This window comes from Pseudomonas sp. NBB (assembly GCF_032701105.1).
GTDB lineage: Bacteria > Pseudomonadota > Gammaproteobacteria > Pseudomonadales > Pseudomonadaceae > Aquipseudomonas > Aquipseudomonas asiatica.
Map to the genome: position 1 here is coordinate 5152440 of NZ_CP103994.1, position 19226 is coordinate 5171665.

General features: G+C 61.4%; 15 protein-coding genes, 2 tRNA genes and 1 pseudogene. 4 read left to right on the forward strand and 14 right to left on the reverse strand.

The genetic code is table 11. The features are described 5' to 3' along the window. Nucleotides 1-10: 10 nt before the first annotated feature. The 3 genes from acs (at nt 11) to NY023_RS23850 (ending at nt 5872) form a co-directional block, all read left to right on the forward strand. Nucleotides 11-1945: an acetate--CoA ligase gene (gene acs, locus NY023_RS23840; protein ID WP_013974278.1), complete on the forward strand. Its 1935-nt coding sequence runs from the start codon at nt 11-13 to the stop codon at nt 1943-1945. 42 nt (nt 1946-1987) lie between these two features. Further along, complete coding sequence (locus NY023_RS23845) at nt 1988-2857, forward strand: oxygenase MpaB family protein (protein ID WP_013974279.1); 870 nt, start codon at nt 1988-1990, stop codon at nt 2855-2857. 78 nt (nt 2858-2935) lie between these two features. Continuing rightward, nucleotides 2936-5872, forward strand: coding sequence for a DUF748 domain-containing protein (locus NY023_RS23850; protein ID WP_013974280.1), 2937 nt, complete (start codon nt 2936-2938; stop codon nt 5870-5872). A gap of 121 nt (nt 5873-5993) precedes the next feature. Here NY023_RS23850 and NY023_RS23855 read toward each other — a convergent pair whose 3' ends face one another. After that, nucleotides 5994-6407, reverse strand: coding sequence for a VOC family protein (locus NY023_RS23855; protein ID WP_010955354.1), 414 nt, complete (start codon nt 6405-6407; stop codon nt 5994-5996). Between the two features lie 60 nt (nt 6408-6467). On the opposite strand from NY023_RS23855, the pseudogene NY023_RS23860 reads away from it, so the two are divergent. Next, nucleotides 6468-6772 (forward strand): annotated as a pseudogene (locus NY023_RS23860) (putative quinol monooxygenase). Between the two features lie 78 nt (nt 6773-6850). Here the strand turns inward: NY023_RS23860 and NY023_RS23865 are convergent. The 13 genes from NY023_RS23865 to glmM form a co-directional block, all read right to left on the reverse strand. Beyond that, a complete protein-coding gene (locus NY023_RS23865; RefSeq protein ID WP_013974282.1) occupies nt 6851-7201 on the reverse strand; it encodes a BON domain-containing protein in 351 nt (116 codons plus the stop codon). A gap of 263 nt (nt 7202-7464) precedes the next feature. Then, nucleotides 7465-9570 (reverse strand): polyribonucleotide nucleotidyltransferase, encoded by a 2106-nt coding sequence (gene pnp / locus NY023_RS23870; RefSeq protein WP_013974283.1) that lies wholly within the window; start codon nt 9568-9570, stop codon nt 7465-7467. Between the two features lie 249 nt (nt 9571-9819). Beyond that, entirely contained in the window at nt 9820-10089 is a 270-nt protein-coding gene (gene rpsO, locus NY023_RS23875; protein WP_003249971.1) for a 30S ribosomal protein S15, read from the reverse strand. A 147-nt stretch (nt 10090-10236) separates the two neighbouring features. After that, complete coding sequence (gene truB, locus NY023_RS23880) at nt 10237-11154, reverse strand: tRNA pseudouridine(55) synthase TruB (RefSeq protein ID WP_013974284.1); 918 nt, start codon at nt 11152-11154, stop codon at nt 10237-10239. Between the two features lie 3 nt (nt 11155-11157). Continuing rightward, entirely contained in the window at nt 11158-11556 is a 399-nt protein-coding gene (rbfA, locus tag NY023_RS23885; RefSeq protein WP_003258061.1) for a 30S ribosome-binding factor RbfA, read from the reverse strand. A gap of 116 nt (nt 11557-11672) precedes the next feature. Then, on the reverse strand, nt 11673-14213 hold the full coding sequence (gene infB, locus NY023_RS23890; protein ID WP_024087764.1) for a translation initiation factor IF-2: 2541 nt from the start codon (nt 14211-14213) through the stop codon (nt 11673-11675). Between the two features lie 27 nt (nt 14214-14240). After that, nucleotides 14241-15722 (reverse strand): transcription termination factor NusA, encoded by a 1482-nt coding sequence (nusA, locus tag NY023_RS23895; protein WP_003258062.1) that lies wholly within the window; start codon nt 15720-15722, stop codon nt 14241-14243. Between the two features lie 59 nt (nt 15723-15781). Next, the gene (rimP, locus tag NY023_RS23900; protein WP_003249960.1) at nt 15782-16240 is read right to left on the reverse strand and encodes a ribosome maturation factor RimP; all 459 of its coding nucleotides are present in this window, start codon (nt 16238-16240) and stop codon (nt 15782-15784) included. Nucleotides 16241-16370: 130 nt separating this feature from the next. Continuing rightward, nucleotides 16371-16447 (reverse strand) — tRNA-Met (locus NY023_RS23905). Between the two features lie 100 nt (nt 16448-16547). Next, nucleotides 16548-16633: transfer RNA gene (locus tag NY023_RS23910), tRNA-Leu, on the reverse strand. Between the two features lie 21 nt (nt 16634-16654). After that, nucleotides 16655-17053 (reverse strand): preprotein translocase subunit SecG, encoded by a 399-nt coding sequence (gene secG, locus NY023_RS23915; RefSeq protein ID WP_015271857.1) that lies wholly within the window; start codon nt 17051-17053, stop codon nt 16655-16657. Between the two features lie 4 nt (nt 17054-17057). Beyond that, nucleotides 17058-17813: a triose-phosphate isomerase gene (gene tpiA, locus NY023_RS23920; protein WP_023661275.1), complete on the reverse strand. Its 756-nt coding sequence runs from the start codon at nt 17811-17813 to the stop codon at nt 17058-17060. A gap of 65 nt (nt 17814-17878) precedes the next feature. After that, nucleotides 17879-19219, reverse strand: a complete 1341-nt coding sequence (gene glmM / locus NY023_RS23925) for a phosphoglucosamine mutase (RefSeq protein WP_013974287.1) — start codon at nt 19217-19219, stop codon at nt 17879-17881. Nucleotides 19220-19226 lie beyond the last annotated feature (7 nt).

Here is a 19226-nt window from a genome sequence, read left to right on the forward strand (position 1 = left end):
ACCACCCGCCATGTTCGATATCCGCAACTACCCCCAGGCCCTGGCCGTCAGCCAGTCCGCCGCCCTCACCCCCGACGAGTACCGCCGCCTCTACCGCCAGTCGGTGGATGACCCCGACACCTTCTGGGCCGAACAGGCCAAGCGCCTGGAATGGATCAAACCCTGGTCGAGCGTGCAGCAATGCGACCTGAAGACCGGCAGCGCCCGCTGGTTCGACGGCGCCCAGCTCAACGTCAGCTACAACTGCATCGACCGCCACCTGGCCCGACGCGGCGAACAGACCGCCCTGCTGTGGGAAGGCGATGACCCCAAGGATTCCAAGGCCATCACCTACCGCGAACTGCACCGCCAGGTCTGCCGCCTGGCCAATGCACTGAAAGCACGCGGGGTGAAGAAAGGCGACAGGGTGTGCATCTACATGCCGATGATCCCCGAGGCCGCCTTCGCCATGCTTGCCTGCACCCGCATCGGTGCCATCCACTCGGTGGTGTTCGGCGGCTTCTCGCCCGATGCCTTGCGCGACCGTATCCTCGATGCCGACTGCCGTACGGTGATCACCGCCGATGAAGGTGTGCGCGGCGGCAAACGCATCCCACTGAAACAGAACGTCGACAAGGCCCTGGCCAGCTGCCCCGCGGTCAGCAGCGTATTCGTGGTGCGCCGTACCGGCGGCGATGTCGTCTGGGCCGAAGGCCGTGACCTCTGGTACCACGAGGCAACGGAAAAAGCCGGCGACGACTGCGTTCCCGAGCCGATGGGTGCAGAAGACCCGCTGTTCATCCTCTACACCTCCGGCAGCACCGGCAAACCCAAAGGCGTGCTGCACACTACCGGCGGCTACCTGCTGCAGGCCACCCTCACCTTCAAGGTGGTGTTCGACTACCGTGATGGCGAGGTGTTCTGGTGCACCGCCGATGTCGGCTGGGTGACCGGCCACAGCTACATCGTCTATGGTCCGCTGGCCAATGGCGCGATCTCGCTGATGTTCGAAGGCGTGCCCAACTACCCGGACACCTCGCGCTTCTGGCAAGTGGTGGACAAACACAAGGTGAACATCTTCTACACCGCCCCGACCGCCCTGCGCGCGCTGATGCGCGAGGGCTCCGCGCCGCTGCAGAGTACTTCACGCCAGAGCCTGCGCCTGCTGGGCAGCGTCGGCGAGCCGATCAACCCGGAAGCCTGGGAGTGGTATTTCGAAGAAGTCGGGCAAAAGCGCTGCCCCATCGTCGATACCTGGTGGCAGACCGAGACAGGCGGCATCATGCTCACCCCGCTGCCCGGCTCGCAGTCGCTCAAGCCCGGCTGTGCCACCCAGCCCATGTTCGGCGTACAACCAGTGCTGCTGGACGAAAAGGGCAAGCTCATCGAGGGCCCCGGTGCCGGCCTGCTGGCGATCAAGGCCAGCTGGCCCGGGCAGATCCGAAGTGTCTATGGCGACCATCAGCGCATGGTCGACACCTACTTCAAGCCGATGCCCGGCTATTACTTCACCGGCGACGGTGCCCGCCGCGATGCCGATGGAGACTACTGGATCACCGGGCGTATCGATGACGTGATCAACGTTTCCGGTCACCGTATCGGTACCGCCGAAGTGGAAAGCGCGCTGGTGCTGCATGACAGCGTTGCCGAAGCGGCGGTGGTCGGTTACCCCCACGACCTCAAGGGCCAAGGCGTTTACGCTTTCGTCACACCGATGAATGGTGTAACGCCGGACGACGCGCTCAAGGCCGAGCTACTGGCCCTGGTCAGCAAGGAAATCGGCAGTTTCGCCAAACCCGAGCTGATCCAGTGGGCTCCGGCGCTGCCCAAGACACGCTCAGGCAAGATCATGCGGCGTATACTGCGCAAGATCGCCTGCAACGAACTCGACAACCTGGGCGATACCTCGACCCTGGCCGACCCCAGCGTGGTGCAGGGCCTGATCGACAAACGCCTCAACCAGTAACCGGCGGCCGTTGCCCATGGCCGCCCTGAACCACAGGTCGCCATGGAAGCCCTTCGCCGCCGCATCGAAACCCAGGTCATGAGCCTTACAGGGCTGGCCCTCGGCCAGCTCGACCTGGAATCGCCCAAAGGCGACCCCGGCCTGTTCGGCCCGCACAGCATCAGCTGGCGGGTACATGGCGACTTCCCGAGCATGCTGGTCGGTGGCATCAGTGCCCTCATGCTGCAGTTGCTGCACCCACTGGCCCTGGCCGGGGTGTGGGACCATTCCAACTTCCGTGAAGACCTGCTCGGCCGCCTGCGCCGCACCAGCCAATTCATCTCCGGCACCACCTTCGGCGCCACCCGCGATGCCGAGTGGCTGATCGACAAGGTGCGCACCATCCACCTGCAGGTGACAGGCACCGCGCCGGATGGCCGCCCATATGCGGCCAGCGACCCTGACCTGCTGACCTGGGTGCACGTGGCGGAAGTCAGCAGCTTTCTCGCCGCCCACCTGCGTTACCGCAACCCGCAACTAGCGCGCGCCGAGCAGGATGCCTACTACGCAGAGATCGCATTGATTGCCGAGCGCCTTGGCGCCCGCGACGTGCCGCGCTCGTGCCAGCAGGTCGAGGACTATCTGCAGCACATGCGCCCACAGTTGCACTGCGACGCCCGCAGCCATGAGGTGGTCGGCATCCTGCTCGATGCCCCCGCCCCCAGCCGCCTGGCACAGCCGGTGGGCAAGCTGATGCTACACGCCGGCATCGACCTGCTGCCGGCCTGGGCCCAGACCATGCTCGGGCTACAGCACGGTCCGTTGCAGCGGCGCATGATCCGCCTGGGCCTGCAACGCACTGCGCCAGTACTGCGCTGGGCGATGCGCGACGGCTCGGCGCACCGGGCCAAACGGCGCATGGGTATCGAATGAGGTCAACTGGTCGCCTCAGCGGAACTGATTTAACGTGCCATACTCCAAGCTCTCCTGCTTAGACAGACGAAGCGACACATGTACAAAGGATTGACTCGCGCCGCTGGCGCACTGCTGGCCCTGGTAGCCCTCTACAGCCTTCTTGGCTTTTTCGTTCTCCCCGGTGTCGCGCTGCGCATCGCCAACCAACAGTTGGCCCAGTACGCAACCGTGCCTGCCCACCTCGATCGGATCGAACTCAACCCCTTCAGCCTCGAGCTGACACTGTGGGGCCTGCAGATCGGCGAGCCTGGCAAGGAGCAGGTCGGCTTCGACCGGCTGTACGCCAATCTTTCGCTCGACAGTCTATGGAGCGGTGCCCTGCACCTGGACGCAGTGGAACTGGTCAAACCGCGCAACGAAGTGCTGTTCGCCAAGGACGGTACTCTCAACCTGACCCGCCTGTTCAAACTGCCAGCCAGCGAAGCCAAGCCTGACGAGCCACCCAGCGACCCGTTCCCGCTACGCATCGGCAGCATCAAGCTCAGCGATGGTTACCTGCACTTCGAGGACCTGCGCCCGAGCGAGCCGATCGAGTTCCTCTACGACAACATGAACCTGGAGCTGAAAAACCTCAGCACCCTGCCCAACGACAATGCCGACATGACCCTGGTGGCCATCGGCCCCAACGGCGGGCGCATCGACTGGAAAGGCACCCTTAGCCTGGCGCCAATCGCCTCTGAAGGCACACTGAAGATCACCGAAGGCAAGATGAAGGCATTCTGGCCCTATGTGCGCGATGCCGTGCCACTGGTGCTGGAAGACGGCGTGGTCAGCCTCGACACCCACTACAAGCTCAACCTCGCCAAGCAGACCGAACTGTTGCTGGACAACGCGTCGGTGCGCATCGCCCCGTTTGCCATCAAGGCCCCGGATGGCCGCCCGCTGGCACGCCTGGCCAGCCTGGAAGTAAGCGAAACCTCGGTCGATCTGGTCAAGCAGCTGGTCACCGTGGGCAAGATCCGCAGCGAAAAACTGGAAACCTGGGCCGCGCTGGAAAAGGACGGCCAGCTCGACTGGCAGAAACTGTTCGCCAGCCAGCCGGCCAAGGCTACGCCGAAGGAAAAGGCCGAACCGGCCGCCGCCGAGCCCACGCCCGAACAGCAAGCCGCCAAGGAGCCGAGCAAACCCTGGCAGGTGCTGCTCAAGGACGTGCAACTGCGTAACTACCTGGTGCACCTGGCAGACCGTACTCAGAAGGAGCCGGTGGCCCTCGACGTCGGCCCGCTCAACGCCGACCTGCAAGGTTTCGACAGTCTCAACAAGTCGCCCTTCAACCTCAAGCTCGATACCGGCGTGGGCAAGCAAGGCAAGCTTCAGGCGGCCGGCCAGGTCAACCTGGCGCCCATCTGGGCCAAGCTGGACGTGAGCACCCGCGATATCGACCTGCGAGTGGCCCAGGCCTATATCAGCCCGTTCATCCTGCTGGAGCTGCGCAGCGGCATGCTCGCCAGCGACCTCAAGGTCGACCTGAAGAACACCGCACCACTGGCCTTCAGTGTCACCGGCAAGGCACAGGTCAGCCAGCTGCACACCCTCGACACCATCAAGAGCCGTGACTTCGTCAAATGGCAACAGGTGAACGTCGACGGCCTGTCCTACGTGCACGGCGATGCGCTGTCGATCGACAAAGTGACCCTGCTGCAACCCTATGCGCGTTTCATCATCAACGAAGACCGCACGACCAACATCAACGACCTGCTGATCCCGCAGCCGGCCGGCGCCCCGGCGACCAGCCAGTCCAAGCCGGCCTCCGCCGGCAACGACAAGCCGCTAGGCATCCACATCGGCCAGATCGACATCAACGACGGCTCGGCCAACTTCGCCGACCTGTCCCTCACCCCCAACTTCGCCACGGCCATCCAGCAGCTGAGCGGCCGGATCGGCACCATCGACAATCGCAAGCCGGTGCCGGCCAAGGTCGACGTCAAGGGTAAGGTCGACCGCTACGCGCCGGTCACCATCAAAGGCGCCCTCAACCCGTTCAACCCGCTGGCCAGCCTGGATATCGCCACCAGCTTCAAGCGGGTCGAGCTGACCACACTCACACCCTACTCCGGCAAGTTCGCCGGCTTCCGTATCCGCAAGGGCCGGCTCAACCTCGACCTGCATTACCTGATCACCAATGGCCAGCTGAAGGCCGAGAACAAGGTGGTGGTTGAGCAGTTGCAGTTGGGCGAGAAGGTCGACAGCCCGGACGCAGTGGACCTCCCTATCCGCCTGGCGGTGGCACTGCTGAAGGATACCGAAGGCAAGATCTCGATCGAGCTGCCAGTATCTGGAGACCTCAACAACCCGCAGTTCAGCGTGATGCCGATCGTCTGGCAAACCCTGCGCAACCTGGTGTTGCGTGCGGCGCAAGCGCCGTTCAAGTTCATTGGCGGGCTAGTTGCCGGCGGTGGCTCGGAAGATCTGGGCAATGTGTCCTTCGCCCCGGGCTCCAGCGAGCTTAGTGGCGACGCCCAGGCATCGTTGGACAAATTGGCGTCGGCCCTGAAGGAACGCCCGGAGCTGCGCCTGGAAATCGAAGGCACCAGCGCCCAGGCCAGCGACGGCCCGCTGATCGCCCAGCAGCGCCTGGAGCGTGAGTACCAGGCCACCTGGTACAAGATCCTGCAGCGCCGCGGTGACAAGGTGCCGGCCAATGCCTCGATGCTGGTGGTCGACGACAGCGAAAAACCGGCGATGCTCGAAGGCATCTACCGTAACCGCCTGAAGCAACAGCCGCCTGCGGAATGGGAGCAACTGGGCCGCGACGAGCGCACCGCCAAGCTGCGCGAGGCGGTGATCAAGTCCTGGGCCGAAAGTACTGCGCTGCTGCGCACACTTGGCCAGGAGCGGGCCAGCAGCATCAAGGATTACCTGGTAGACAAAGGCCAGCTGGAAGATGACCGGGTGTACTTCATCGATACCAGTCTGGGCCAGGCCGAGAGCGATGGTCGGGTGGTGACGCCGATGCATCTGGATGCCGAATAACTTCTACTAGCAGGTCTGGCCTCTTCGCGGGCTTGCCCGCTCCCACAGGTACTGCACAGGCCTTGAACTGTGTACGGTCCTTGTGGGAGCGGGCAAGCCCGCGAAGAGGCCGGTACAGGCTTCACACCAACCGCTGCCCCGACACCGCCGGGTGGTACAACGGCTGCACCTTGTTCCCTGCCGGGTCCAGCAGGTGGAAGCTGCGCGCCCCGTCACCATGGTTGAACGGCCGGTCCAGCAGGGTCACGCCATGGGCCTTGAAATACTGGTACCAGGCCTCCAGCTCCTCCACGCTATCGACGATGAACCCATAGTGGTCCAGGGTCTGCAAACCATTGGCCGCCCCTGCCCCGCGCCCCAGCGACAGGTTGTCGTTACCACAAGTGAGATATACCAGGTCTTCGTTGGCGCGGTTCAGCACCTCCATGCCCAGCACATCGACGTAGAAGCGTTCGCACTCCTCCAGGTTGGGCACCAACAAGGCAATATGGCGCAGGCCGTTCAGGCGACCAGGGCGTGCAGGCAATTCGGACATTGGCGAAGCTCCATTTTTGTATACAATTCAGTTGAGAATTTAAAACAAAAGGAGAGCCTTGTGTATAGCCTGTTCATCAAGACCCGAGTGAAGCCCGGTTGCGCCGAGGATTTTCTCACTGCGATCAAGGTCAATGCCGCAGCCTCTCAGTCGCCACTGAACCTGGTTGCCTGGCATTCGATGTGTCGCAAGACCGGGTCGACCCGGAGTTGATCTACCTGTACGAGATCTACCGCGACGATGCAGCCTATGAAGCGCATACCCAGACCGCGCACTTTCGCGATAGCCGGCCATTGGTCGAGCCGCTGATCGTCGAGCAAGAATGCTTCGAGAGTGATGTGATCGCGCGTAACCCGGTGTACTAGCCGCCAATGAAAAGCCCCGGCAAATAGCCGGGGCTCGGAGCGAAGGTGGCCAAATCCGTTTGGCCGACGGGACATTCCTTATTCGGCTTTCAGGCCGTCAGACATGACGCTTTTTACGCCTTTGATGTTCTTGGTGATGCGTACTGCTTCTTCTTTCTGGGATTGAGTGATCGCCACGTCAGACGACAGCGAGACGACGCCTTGGCTGGTCTCGACTTTGATGTCGCTGCCTGGAATACCTTTTTCAGTCAGCAGGTCCGCTTTCACCTTGGTAGTGATCCAGGTGTCGGAACCTTCCTGCTTGGCGTTATCCACGGTGTTGGCAGCCAACATGACTGGAGCCTGGGTTGGCTCCGCAGCGAATGCGCCGTTAGCCATGGTCAGGGTCAGGGCGGTAGCAGTAGCGGCAGCAATGGCGAACTTCTTCATGTGAGTCACTCCTGTTTTTCGAAAGGTCTGCGCCGTATGTCCTGGCGTCAGATATGGAGGTAGTTGCATGCGCTGTGCCAGCTTTTCCGTCTCGCTTGTTTCCTTTCAAATCAATAAGTTAGCGAAAAACCAGCATTCCCGTCGTCGTGCATTTTGCAATCTGCACGGTAAACCTGCATGCAAGATGCAAGTCCGCAAAAGGTTCCCTTTCGCCCATGAAAAAAGGGCCCCGAAGGGCCCTTTTCCTGTTGCGTGGCGGTCGCTTAGACGCCCGAGGCCTTCGCCGCGGCAACGTCCTTGATCGACAGCTTGATACGGCCGCGGTTATCCACGTCCAGTACCAGTACTTCGACTTCCTGGCCTTCTTTCAGGATGTCGGTGACTTTCTCGACGCGAGCATCGCTCAGCATGGAGATGTGCACCAGGCCGTCCTTGCCAGGCAGGATGTTTACGAACGCACCGAAGTCGACGATGCGCTCGACCTTGCCGACGTAGATCTTGCCGATCTCGGCTTCGGCGGTAATGCCCAGGATGCGTTGCTTGGCAGCATCTGCCGCTTCCTTGGTTTCGCCGAAGATCTTGATCGAGCCATCGTCTTCGATGTCGATCGAAGCCTTGGTCTCTTCGCAGATGGCGCGAATGGTGGCGCCGCCTTTACCGATGACGTCACGGATCTTGTCGGTGTCGATCTTCATCGCGATCATGGTCGGGGCGTTGGCCGACAGCTCGCTACGCGACTGGGCGATGATCTGGTTCATCTGGCCGAGGATATTCAGGCGCGCTTCCAGGGCCTGGCCCAGGGCGATCTCCATGATCTCTTCGGTGATACCGTTGATCTTGATGTCCATCTGCAGCGCGGTAACACCCTTGGCGGTACCGGCTACCTTGAAGTCCATGTCGCCCAGGTGGTCTTCGTCACCCAGGATGTCGGTCAGGACGGCGAACTTGTCACCTTCCTTGACCAGGCCCATGGCGATACCGGCAACCGGTGCCTTCATCGGTACACCAGCGTCCATCAGGGCCAGGGAAGCACCACAGACCGAAGCCATGGAGCTGGAACCATTGGATTCGGTGATTTCCGATACCACGCGGATGGTGTACGGGAACTCGCTGTCGCTCGGCAGCATGGCCTGCACGCCACGACGGGCCAGGCGGCCGTGGCCGATTTCACGACGGCCAGCGCCGCCCATGCGACCGCACTCACCCACCGAGAATGGCGGGAAGTTGTAGTGCAGCATGAACGGGTCTTTTTTCTCGCCTTCCAGGGTGTCCAGCAGCTGGGCGTCACGGGCAGTACCCAGGGTCGCAACGACCAGGGCCTGGGTTTCGCCACGGGTGAACAGCGCCGAACCGTGAGTCTTTGGCAAGACGCCGACTTCGATGTTCAGCGGGCGCACGGTGCGGGTGTCACGGCCGTCGATACGCGGTTTGCCGTTGACGATGTTCTCACGGACGGTGCGGTATTCCAGCTCGCCGAAGATTTCCTTGATGGCGCCGGCGGACGGGCCGGTCTCTTCGTTGCTCAGACGGGCAACAGCCTCGTCGCGCAGCTGGCCCAGGCGATTGTAGCGGTCAGCCTTCTGGGTGATGGTGTAGGCCTGCGAAACGGCTTCGCCGAACTCGGCGCGTACCAGGTTCATCAGCTCGACGTTGGCCGGGGCTGGCTGCCAGTCCCAGGTCGGCTTGCCGGCTTCGGCAGCCAGTTCCTTGACGGCCTGGATCACGGCCTGGAATTCGTCGTGGGCGAACAGCACGGCGCCCAGCATCTGGTCTTCGGTCAGCTCTTTGGCTTCCGACTCAACCATCAGTACAGCCGATTCGGTACCGGCAACGACCATGTCCAGGCTCGAGGCAGCCAGTTGCTCGTAGGTCGGGTTCAGCAGGTAGCCGGTGCTTTCGTGGAAGGCAACGCGAGCGGCGCCGATCGGGCCTTCGAAAGGAATGCCGGAGATGGCCAGGGCGGCCGAGGTACCGATCATCGCAGCGATGTCCGGGTCGGTCTTCTTGCTGGTGGAAACCACGGTGCAGACAACCTGCACTTCGTTCATGAAGCCTTCCGGGAACAGCGGACGGATCGGACGGTCGATCAGGCGCGAGGTCAGGGTCTCTTTCTCGGAAGGACGGCCTTCACGCTTGAAGAAGCCACCCGGGATCTTGCCGGCGGCGTAGGTCTTTTCCTGGTAGTGGACCGACAGCGGGAAGAAGCCCTTGCCTGGATCGGCCTGTTTGGCACCGACCACGGTCACCAGCACGGTGACGTCGTTGTCGACGGTAACCAGCACGGCGCCGGTTGCCTGACGGGCAATACGGCCCGTTTCGAGAGTAACGGTCGACTGACCGAACTGGAATGTCTTGATTACCGGGTTCACGGTTTCCTACCTTTTTCAGTGGCTCTGGGGGAACTGGTTTCTTGCGAATTCTTGGGCAGAACGGGGAATCGGCCCCATTGACCGTCCAGATACAACACGAGGCTGGGAGCCTGGCACCAAGCGGAAAATCCGCTCAGCATTGCCAGGCTGCCAACCTCGGAGATACGCGTGGCGTGTCCAACGGCAGCACTGCAAAACAGCCCTGCCGAAGCCTGCGACACGCCATGCACACCACTGGCCAGGCCGCTATTAGCGACGCAGACCCAGGCGACCGATCAGGGCGCTGTAACGAGTGGTGTCTTTGCCCTTCAGGTAGTCCAGCAGCTTACGACGCTGGTTGACCATACGGATCAGACCACGACGGGAGTGGTGGTCTTTATCGTTGGCCTTGAAGTGGCCTTGCAGCTTGTTGATGTTGGCGGTCAGCAGAGCAACCTGCACTTCCGGGCTACCGGTATCGCCGGCGGCTTGCTGGTATTCGGCAACGATCTGAGCTTTTTCTTCAACGCTGAGGGCCATTTGGCTTCTCCTGATAACGGATCCCGCATGCGGGGTCCAATAGGCCAGGGACAAATCCCTGTATTAATAAAAAAGGTGTGACCGTGCCTACTGACAGCCACCCTTGGTGCCGTGGGGCCTGGCAATTGCCCGACCCCGCGGTTTCGGTCATTCCGACCGAATCAGCCGACGCGGCGCAATGCGCCCGTCTTCGCTCACTTCACCGATACCGATGAAGCGCGCATTGTGATCCTGTACCCGGACCATGCCAAATTGCGGCGCGTCCGGCGCGCGTACCGCCTGCCCATGCAGCCAGTAAAACGCACTGTGCTCGGACAGGCACACCAGTGGCCAGTCCTGCAGGCCGCTGTCCGAAGGCATCAGGAAGCGGTCGAGCGCTTCGTTGCCACCTTCGGCGTGGGCCTGTTCGAGTTCCTCGAGGGTGACCGTCTGTGCCAGCGCGAAAGGCCCGGCCTGGGTCCTGCGCAGCTCGGCGACATAGGCGCCACAGCCAAGGGCCTCACCGATATCCTCCACCAGGGTGCGGATATAGGTGCCTTTGCTGCATCCTACGCTCAGCCTTGCACGGGTGCCTTCGCACTCGAGCAACTCCAAGCGGCCAATAGTAACAGAACGCGCCTCGCGCTCCACTACCTCTCCTGCACGTGCCAGCTTGTAAAGCGGCTGGCCATCACGCTTGAGCGCCGAGTACATCGGCGGTATCTGGCTGATCTGGCCACGAAAACGCGGCAGCAGGGCCTCGATGTCGGCGCGACCAACGGTCACCTCACGGGTCTGCAGCACTTCACCTTCGGCATCGCCGGTGTTGGTAGTCTGCCCCATCTGCATGACCGTTTCGTAGCCCTTGTCGGAATCGAGCAGGTACTGCGAAAACTTGGTCGCTTCGCCAAAGCACAGCGGCAGCACGCCGGTTGCCAGCGGATCGAGGCTGCCGGTGTGACCGGCCTTTTCCGCATTGAGCAGCCAGCGCACCTTTTGCAGGGCGGCGTTGGAGGTGAAGCCCAGCGGCTTGTCGAGCAGGATGATGCCGCTGACGTTGCGGCGGATACGTTTGACCTGGGCCACCGCTTACTCCTCGGCGTCCAGCTTGTCGGCATCCTTGTGCAGACGGTCTTCGGCGACCGCGCGCTCGATCAGTGCCGACAGGTGGGCACCACGGCTGACGCTTTCGTCGAAGTGGAAGTGCAGTTGCGGCACGCTGCGCAGTTGCATCACACGGCCCAGGTGCAGGCGCAGGAAGCTCGCGGCGCTGGTCAGGGCCTTGAGGGTCTGCGGTACGGCGTCGGCGCCGTCCTGGCCCATCACGGTGATGAACACCTTGGCGTGGCCAAGATCACGGCTGACATCGACGGCAGTGATGGTCACCAGGCCGACGCGCGGGTCTTTGACTTCACGGCGGATCAGCTCCGACAGCTCGCGCTGCATCTGGTCGCCGATGCGTTGGGTACGGCTATATTCTTTTGCCATTCTTGCTACCTGTAACTTAAAGCGGCAAACGCCCGGTCAGGCTGAAGCCTGACCGGGCGCTACCTACTGAGGCGCTGCCCACCGCCCTGCGGCGGGGGCTGGCGCCCTGCTCACCCTTAAAGGGTACGAGCAACCTGGACTTTCTCGAAGACTTCGATCTTGTCGCCGACCTTGACGTCGTTGTAGCTCTTCACGCCAATACCGCACTCCATGCCGTTACGTACTTCGGAGGCGTCGTCCTTGAAGCGACGCAGCGACTCCAGCTCGCCTTCGAAGATCACAACGTCTTCGCGCAGTACGCGGATCGGACGGTTGCGGTACACGGTACCCTCGATGACCATACAGCCAGCGATGGCGCCGAACTTCGGCGAACGGAACACGTCACGTACTTCGGCGACACCCAGGATGTTCTCGCGAACATCGCTGCCGAGCATGCCGGTCAGGGCCTTCTTGACGTCTTCGATGATGTCGTAGATCACGTTGTAGTAACGCATATCCAGACCTTCCTGCTCGACGATCTTGCGCGCGCCGGCATCGGCACGCACGTTGAAGCCGAACAGTACTGCATTCGAAGCCAGCGCCAGGTTGGCGTCGCTTTCGGTGATACCACCGACGCCGCCACCGATCACGCGCACCTGAACTTCGTCGTTGCCCAGGCCCGACAGCGAACCCTGCAGTGCTTCCAGGGAACCACGCACGTCGGTCTTGAGGACGATGTTGAGGGTCTTCTTCTCTTCCTGACCCATGGTCTCGAAGATGTTTTCCAGCTTGCCGGCGTGAGCACGGGCCAGCTTGACCTCGCGGTACTTGCCTTGACGGAACAGGGCAACTTCACGGGCCTTCTTCTCGTCGGCAACCACGGACAGCTCGTCACCGGCTTCCGGGGTACCGTCCAGGCCGAGGATTTCGACCGGGATCGAAGGGCCGGCTTCCTTCACAGGCTTGCCGTTCTCGTCGAGCATGGCGCGCACGCGGCCATAGTTGGATCCGCACAGGACCATGTCGCCCTGACGCAGGGTACCGTCCTGAACCAGGATGGTCGCCACCGGGCCACGGCCCTTGTCCAGGCGAGATTCGACAACCACACCACGACCTGGAGCGGTCGGGGTAGCGGTCAGTTCCAGGATCTCGGCCTGCAGCAGTACAGCCTCGAGCAGTTCGTCGACGCCGGTACCCATCTTGGCCGAAACCTTGACGAACGGAGTATCACCACCCCAGTCCTCGGAGGTCACGCCTTCGACAGCAAGCTCGTTGCGGATGCGATCGATATCGGCACCCGGCTTGTCGATCTTGTTCACTGCAACCACCAGCGGAACGCCAGCTGCCTTGGCATGCTGAACGGCTTCGCGGGTTTGCGGCATCACGCCGTCGTCCGCCGCCACCACCAGGATGACGATGTCGGTAGCCTTGGCACCACGGGCACGCATTGCGGTGAACGCAGCGTGGCCTGGGGTATCGAGGAAGGTGACCATGCCGCGGTCGGTTTCCACGTGGTAGGCACCGATGTGCTGGGTAATACCACCGGCTTCGCCAGCGGCAACCTTGGCACGACGGATGTAGTCGAGCAGCGAGGTCTTACCGTGGTCAACGTGACCCATGACGGTAACGACCGGCGCACGCGATTCGACTTCACCTTCGAACTTCAGCGATTCGGCCAGGGAGTCTTCCAGGGCGGTATCGCTGACCAGGGTCACTTTGTGGCCCAGTTCTTCGGCGACCAGCTGAGCGGTTTCCTGGTCGAGCACCTGGTTGATGGTGACCGGGGTACCCAGCTTGAACATGAACTTGACCACTTCAGCGGCCTTGACCGACATCTGTTGGGCCAGTTCCGAGACGGTGATGGTCTCGCCGATGGTCACGTCACGGATGACTGGACCGGTCGGGTTCTGGAAGCCGTGCTGGTTGCGCTTCTTCAGCTTGCTCTTGCCACCGCGGCCACGGCGTACGCCATCGCTCTCTTCATCGGTGGTGCGCGGCGCGGCACGAGGAGTAGGAGCCTTTTCCTTCTCCTTGACCTTGACCTTGATCGACACGCGCGGGGCCTCGCCACGACGCTCGCCACCACGACGGTCTTCGTCACGGGTGCGGCCTTCGTTGCGACGAGCTTCGTCCTTCTTGCGCTCGGCAGCACGGGCTGCGGCGTCTTCGGACGCCGGGGCGTCGGCAACTACCGGGGCCGGGGCAGCGGCAGGTGCCGCCTCTGGCTTGGCGGCAGGCGCAGGGGCTGCAGCAGCGGTTTCGGCGGCCTGACGGCGAGCCTGCTCTTCGTTGCGCTGGCGAACTTCGGCCTCGACCTTCTCGCGAGCGGCGTTTTCAGCCGCGCGGCGCTCTTCCAGCTCACGCTTCTGCTCAGCCTGGATTTCTTCCGGGCTGCGCTGCACGAATACTTTCTTCTTGCGTACTTCTACGCTGATGCTCTTGCTACCGGCGACACGCAGGGTGCTGGTGGTTTTGCGCTGCAAGGTAATCTTGCGAGGCTCTTCCGCCTTGCTCTTGTGGCTGCTCTTCAAATGAGTCAGCAAGGTCTGCTTCTCATTGTCGGTCACTACCTGACCGGCGTCGGTGTGCGGCAGACCTGCCTCACGCATCTGCTGCAGCAGGCGCTCTACCGGTGCCTCGACCTCTTGGGCCAGTTCTTTCACCGTGACTTGCGTCATGCACTTCTCTCCTCAGGCCGCGCCTAATTACTCGAACCAGTGGGCTCGGGCGGCCATGATCAACTTGCCGGCACGCTCTTCGTCGATGCCGTCGATGTCGAGCAGATCGTCGATCGACTGCTCGGCCAGGTCTTCGCGGTTAACCACGCCGCGCACCGCCAGTTCCGCCGCCAGGTCCTTGTCCATACCCTCGAGGGAGAGCAGGTCGTCAGCCGGATGGGCGTCTGCCAGTTTTTCTTCGGTAGCGATGGCCTTGGTCAACAAACGGTCCTTGGCTCGAGCGCGGAGCTCGTTGACGATATCTTCGTCAAAGCCATCGATGTTGAGCATTTCTTCCAACGGTACGTAGGCAATTTCTTCGAGGCTGGTGAAGCCTTCGTCGACCAGCACTTGGGCCAGCTCCTCGTCGACTTCCAGTTCATCGATGAAATTGCGCAGGATGTCACCGGTTTCGGCCTGCTGCTTGGCCTGGATGTCCTTCTCGGTCATCACGTTCAGGGTCCAGCCGGTCAGCTGACTGGCCAGGCGAACGTTCTGACCGCCACGACCAATGGCCTGGGCCAGGTTGTCCTCGGCAACGGCGATGTCCATGGCATGGGCATCTTCATCAACGATGATCGCCGCGACTTCAGCCGGCGACATGGCGTTGATGACGAACTGCGCCGGGTTATCGTCCCACAGGACGATATCCACACGCTCACCACCCAACTCCCCGGATACGGCCTGGACGCGCGAACCACGCATGCCGATACAGGCGCCTTGCGGGTCGATGCGCTTGTCCTTGGAGCGGACGGCGATCTTGGCTCGCGAACCCGGATCACGGGATGCAGCCATGACTTCGATGAGGCCCTCGGCAATTTCCGGCACTTCGATGCGGAAAAGCTCGATCAGCATCTGTGGCGCGGTGCGCGACAGGATCAGCTGTGGGCCACGGTTCTCGGTGCGAATTTCCTTGAGCAGCGCACGCAGGCGCACGCCAACACGGAAGGTCTCGCGCGGAATGATGTCTTCGCGGGCCAGCAGGGCCTCGGCGTTGTTGCCCAGGTCAACGATGACGTTGTCGCGGGTAACCTTTTTGACGGTACCGGAGATGATCTCGCCAACGCGCTCGCGGTAGGCATCGACCACCTGGGCACGCTCGGCCTCACGGACCTTCTGCACGATGACCTGCTTGGCGGTCTGGGCGGCAATACGACCGAATTCGATGGACTCGATCTTCTCTTCGATCACGTCACCAACCTTGGCTTCAGGGTGGGTTTCGTGAATCTTGCTCAACCAGGTCTCGATCGCCGGATCATCAAGATCGGCTTCGTCGACCACGGTCCAGCGACGGAAGGTCTCGTAGCTACCGGTGTGGCGGTTGATTTCCACACGCAGGTCGACTTCGTCTTCAAAACGTTTTTTGGTTGCAGTGGCCAGTGCCACTTCCAGCGCTTCGAAAATGACGCCGGGCGGTACACCTTTTTCGTTGGATACCGATTCAACAACCAGCAGTACTTCTTTGCTCATCGTACGCCTCGCCTTGCGCAAGCCATTGGGCCCGGATAGTCCGCCGGGCCCGGCACGTCTCAGTCAAAACTGGGAATAATATTGGCCTTGTCGATCGAGTCGATCGGCAACAGGAATTCTTGATTGTCCACCTGGACCACCACATCCTGCTCCTCCACACCGCGGAGAAGGCCCTGGAAGTTACGACGACCCTCGAAGGGTGAGCGCAGCTTGATCTTCACTTGTTCGCCGGCATGCGAGGCAAACTGTTCCAGAGTGAACAGTGGGCGATCCATGCCTGGAGAAGACACCTCGAGGGTGTATTCACTGCTGATCGGATCTTCCACATCGAGAATTGCGCTGGCCTGACGGCTGACCGCTTCGCAGTCGTCCACCAGGATGCCGCCTTCCTTGTCGATGTAGATGCGCAGTACCGAATGCTTACCCTGGGAAACGTATTCGATCCCCCAGCATTGATAGCCCAGACCCTCGACAACCGGGGCCAACAAGGCCTGCAACTGTTCTAGCTTGCTCGACACCTGAACCCCCTCGTGCATGCTGTGCAAATAAAAAATGGGCGAAGCGCCCATCCCTGAAAGCGCCGTTGGACAACGACGCCGAAAACTGTTCGGTTAGCAAAAAGCCCCTGAAAAGGGGCTCCGCTGAAGCTGGTTGCGGGGGCTGGATTTGAACCAACGACCTTCGGGTTATGAGCCCGACGAGCTACCAAGCTGCTCCACCCCGCGACAAAGCTGGGGCAAAAGTATAAGACCGAACCCTCTTGAGGGTCAAATCCGAACCTTCACCTGCAAGAAAGCCCGCTAAAGCGGGCTCTCAAGCTTTAATTGGTACCGAGAAGGGGACTCGAACCCCTACACCCTATGGGCACAACCACCTCAAGGTTGCGTGTCTACCAATTCCACCACCTCGGCAATACTACTACTTGAAACCCGTTACTTCTGCTCTTGTGCCGGAGGAGGTACATCACCCGTGTTAGGAGTGGTTTCGCTCTTCTGCTGCTGGAGCACCGGTACATCATCATTAACTGCCGGTTTCTGCGGCTCTTTCACTTCTAGCACTGCTGGATCTGGAAGACCTGCTTGGCTAAGCTGGTGAGCTTGTTGCTTCGCGAAGTATCCTAACCCAAGTGCTGTCAAAAAGAAAGTGGCAGCGAGTATAGCAGTTAATTTACTCAGAAACGTTGCAGAACCCTGGCTCCCGAACACGGTATTTGAAGCACCCGCGCCGAAAGATGCACCTGCTTCCGCACCTTTACCCTGTTGCAACAGAACCAGCACTACAAGCGACAGCGCTGCCAACAGATGAAAAACAACGATGACTGTTTCCAGCATTTGTTCAGTTTCCTGCGGCGCGACAAATTGCACCGAATTCGTCTGCGTTCAGGGAAGCTCCACCAATGAGCCCCCCATCGATATCCGGCATGCCGAACAGTTCGGCCGCATTGGCCGCCTTCACGCTGCCGCCGTAGAGCAACTGCACCTTCGCAGCCACTTCAGCATCTTTTGCCGCCAACTGGCTACGGATGGCTGCGTGCACATCCTGGGCCTGCTGTGGCGTGGCCGTAAGGCCGGTACCGATGGCCCATACAGGCTCATAGGCAATTACTGCATTGGCAAAAGCCTTAACACCGAATGCCTCGATGATACTGCTTAGTTGACGCCCGACAACTTCGAGCGTTTTGCCAGCCTCACGCTCTTCAAGGGTTTCCCCGATGCAAAGCACTGGCTTCAAACCTTTGGCCTGGGCCGCTGCAAACTTGCGATTGAGCACTTCGTCGGTTTCACCAATGATCTGGCGACGCTCCGAATGACCAATCAACACCAACTTGCAGCCTGCTTCAACCAGCTGTTCCGGAGCAACTTCTCCGGTCAGCGCACCCTGTTCGGGTTGTACTGCAGAATTCTGTGCGCCGACAGTAATTTCCTTACCTGCCAGGCCATCGATCACTTGATTGATGAACAAGGCCGGTGGAAATACAACGACTTCCACTCCGCTCGGCAAGGCCAGATTTCTCAAGCCTTCGGTCAGCTCAGCGACGCTAGCGCGGGTACCGTGCATCTTCCAGTTACCAGCTACCATAGGGCGACGCATGCTTTACCTCGTCGGTCAAAGTGGGCGCAGATAGTACCCAACCCTATCTGCGCTGGCAAGCGCCTTCAGACACAAACTTCGCCGACCAGTTTGGCCAACGCTTCTGCGTGCGCACGCACCTGGCTTTCGTCCTCGCCCTCGACCATCACCCGCACCAACGGCTCGGTACCGGATTTTCGCAGCAGCACGCGGCCGCGGCCTGCCAAAGCCTCGGTCACCTTGGCGCTGGCCTCCTTGACCGCCGGGTGCTCCAGCGGGTCGACCTTGCTGGCGCCATAGCGCACGTTGATAAGCACCTGCGGGCACTTGCGCAGGGCCTGACGAGCCTGCGCCAGAGTTTCGCCACGGCGCTTGAGTGCCATCAATACCTGCAGCGCTGCGATGATCGCATCACCGGTGGTGGTGTGGTTGCAGCAAACGACGTGCCCGGAGTTTTCGCCACCGACCAGCCACTCACGCTCCAGCAGCTCTGCCATGACGTAACGGTCACCGACCTTCGCCCGCACGAACGGAACATCCAGTTCCTTCAGCGCAAGCTCCAGGCCCAGGTTGCTCATCAGCGTGCCCACCACCCCGCCCTGCAGCTTTCCACGCTCCTGCAGGTCGCGAGCAATGATGAACAGCAGTTCGTCACCATCAACGATGGCGCCGGTGTGGTCGACCATCAGCACGCGGTCGCCATCACCGTCGAAGGCGATGCCCAGGTCGGCATGACCGACCAGCACGGCAGCCTGCAGCGATTCGATGTGAGTCGAGCCACAGCCTTCGTTGATGTTCAGGCCGTCTGGCTGGGCATGCAGCACGGTCACTTCGGCACCCAGCTCGCGGAAAACGCTTGGCGCGACCTTGTAGGTGGCACCGTGGGCGCAATCGACAACCAGCTTGAGGCCGTCGAAGCTGGTGCTGGTCGGCACACTGCTCTTGCAGAACTCGATGTAGCGGCCGGCTGCATCGTTGATGCGCGAAACCTTGCCCAGCTTGCCCGACTCGACAACGGTCATCGGCTGATCGAGCAATTCCTCGATCATCAACTCGACTTCGTCCGGTAGCTTGGTCCCTTGGCCCGAGAAGAACTTGATGCCATTGTCATCGTGCGGGTTGTGCGAGGCGCTGATGACGATGCCGGCTTCGGCGTGGAAGGTACGCGTCAGGTAGGCGATGGCCGGCGTAGGCATCGGCCCGAGCAGCATCACATCGGCACCTGCCGCGGACAGGCCGGCTTCGAGTGCGGACTCGAACATGTAGCCGGAGATACGCGTGTCCTTGCCAACCAGCACTCGGCAGTGGCCTTGCTTGCGGAAGGCCATGCCGGCCGCCCAGCCAAGCTTCAGCATGAAGTCAGGCGTGATCGGGTATTCGCCGACGCGGCCACGAATGCCGTCGGTACCAAAGTATTTTCTGCTCATAGGGACT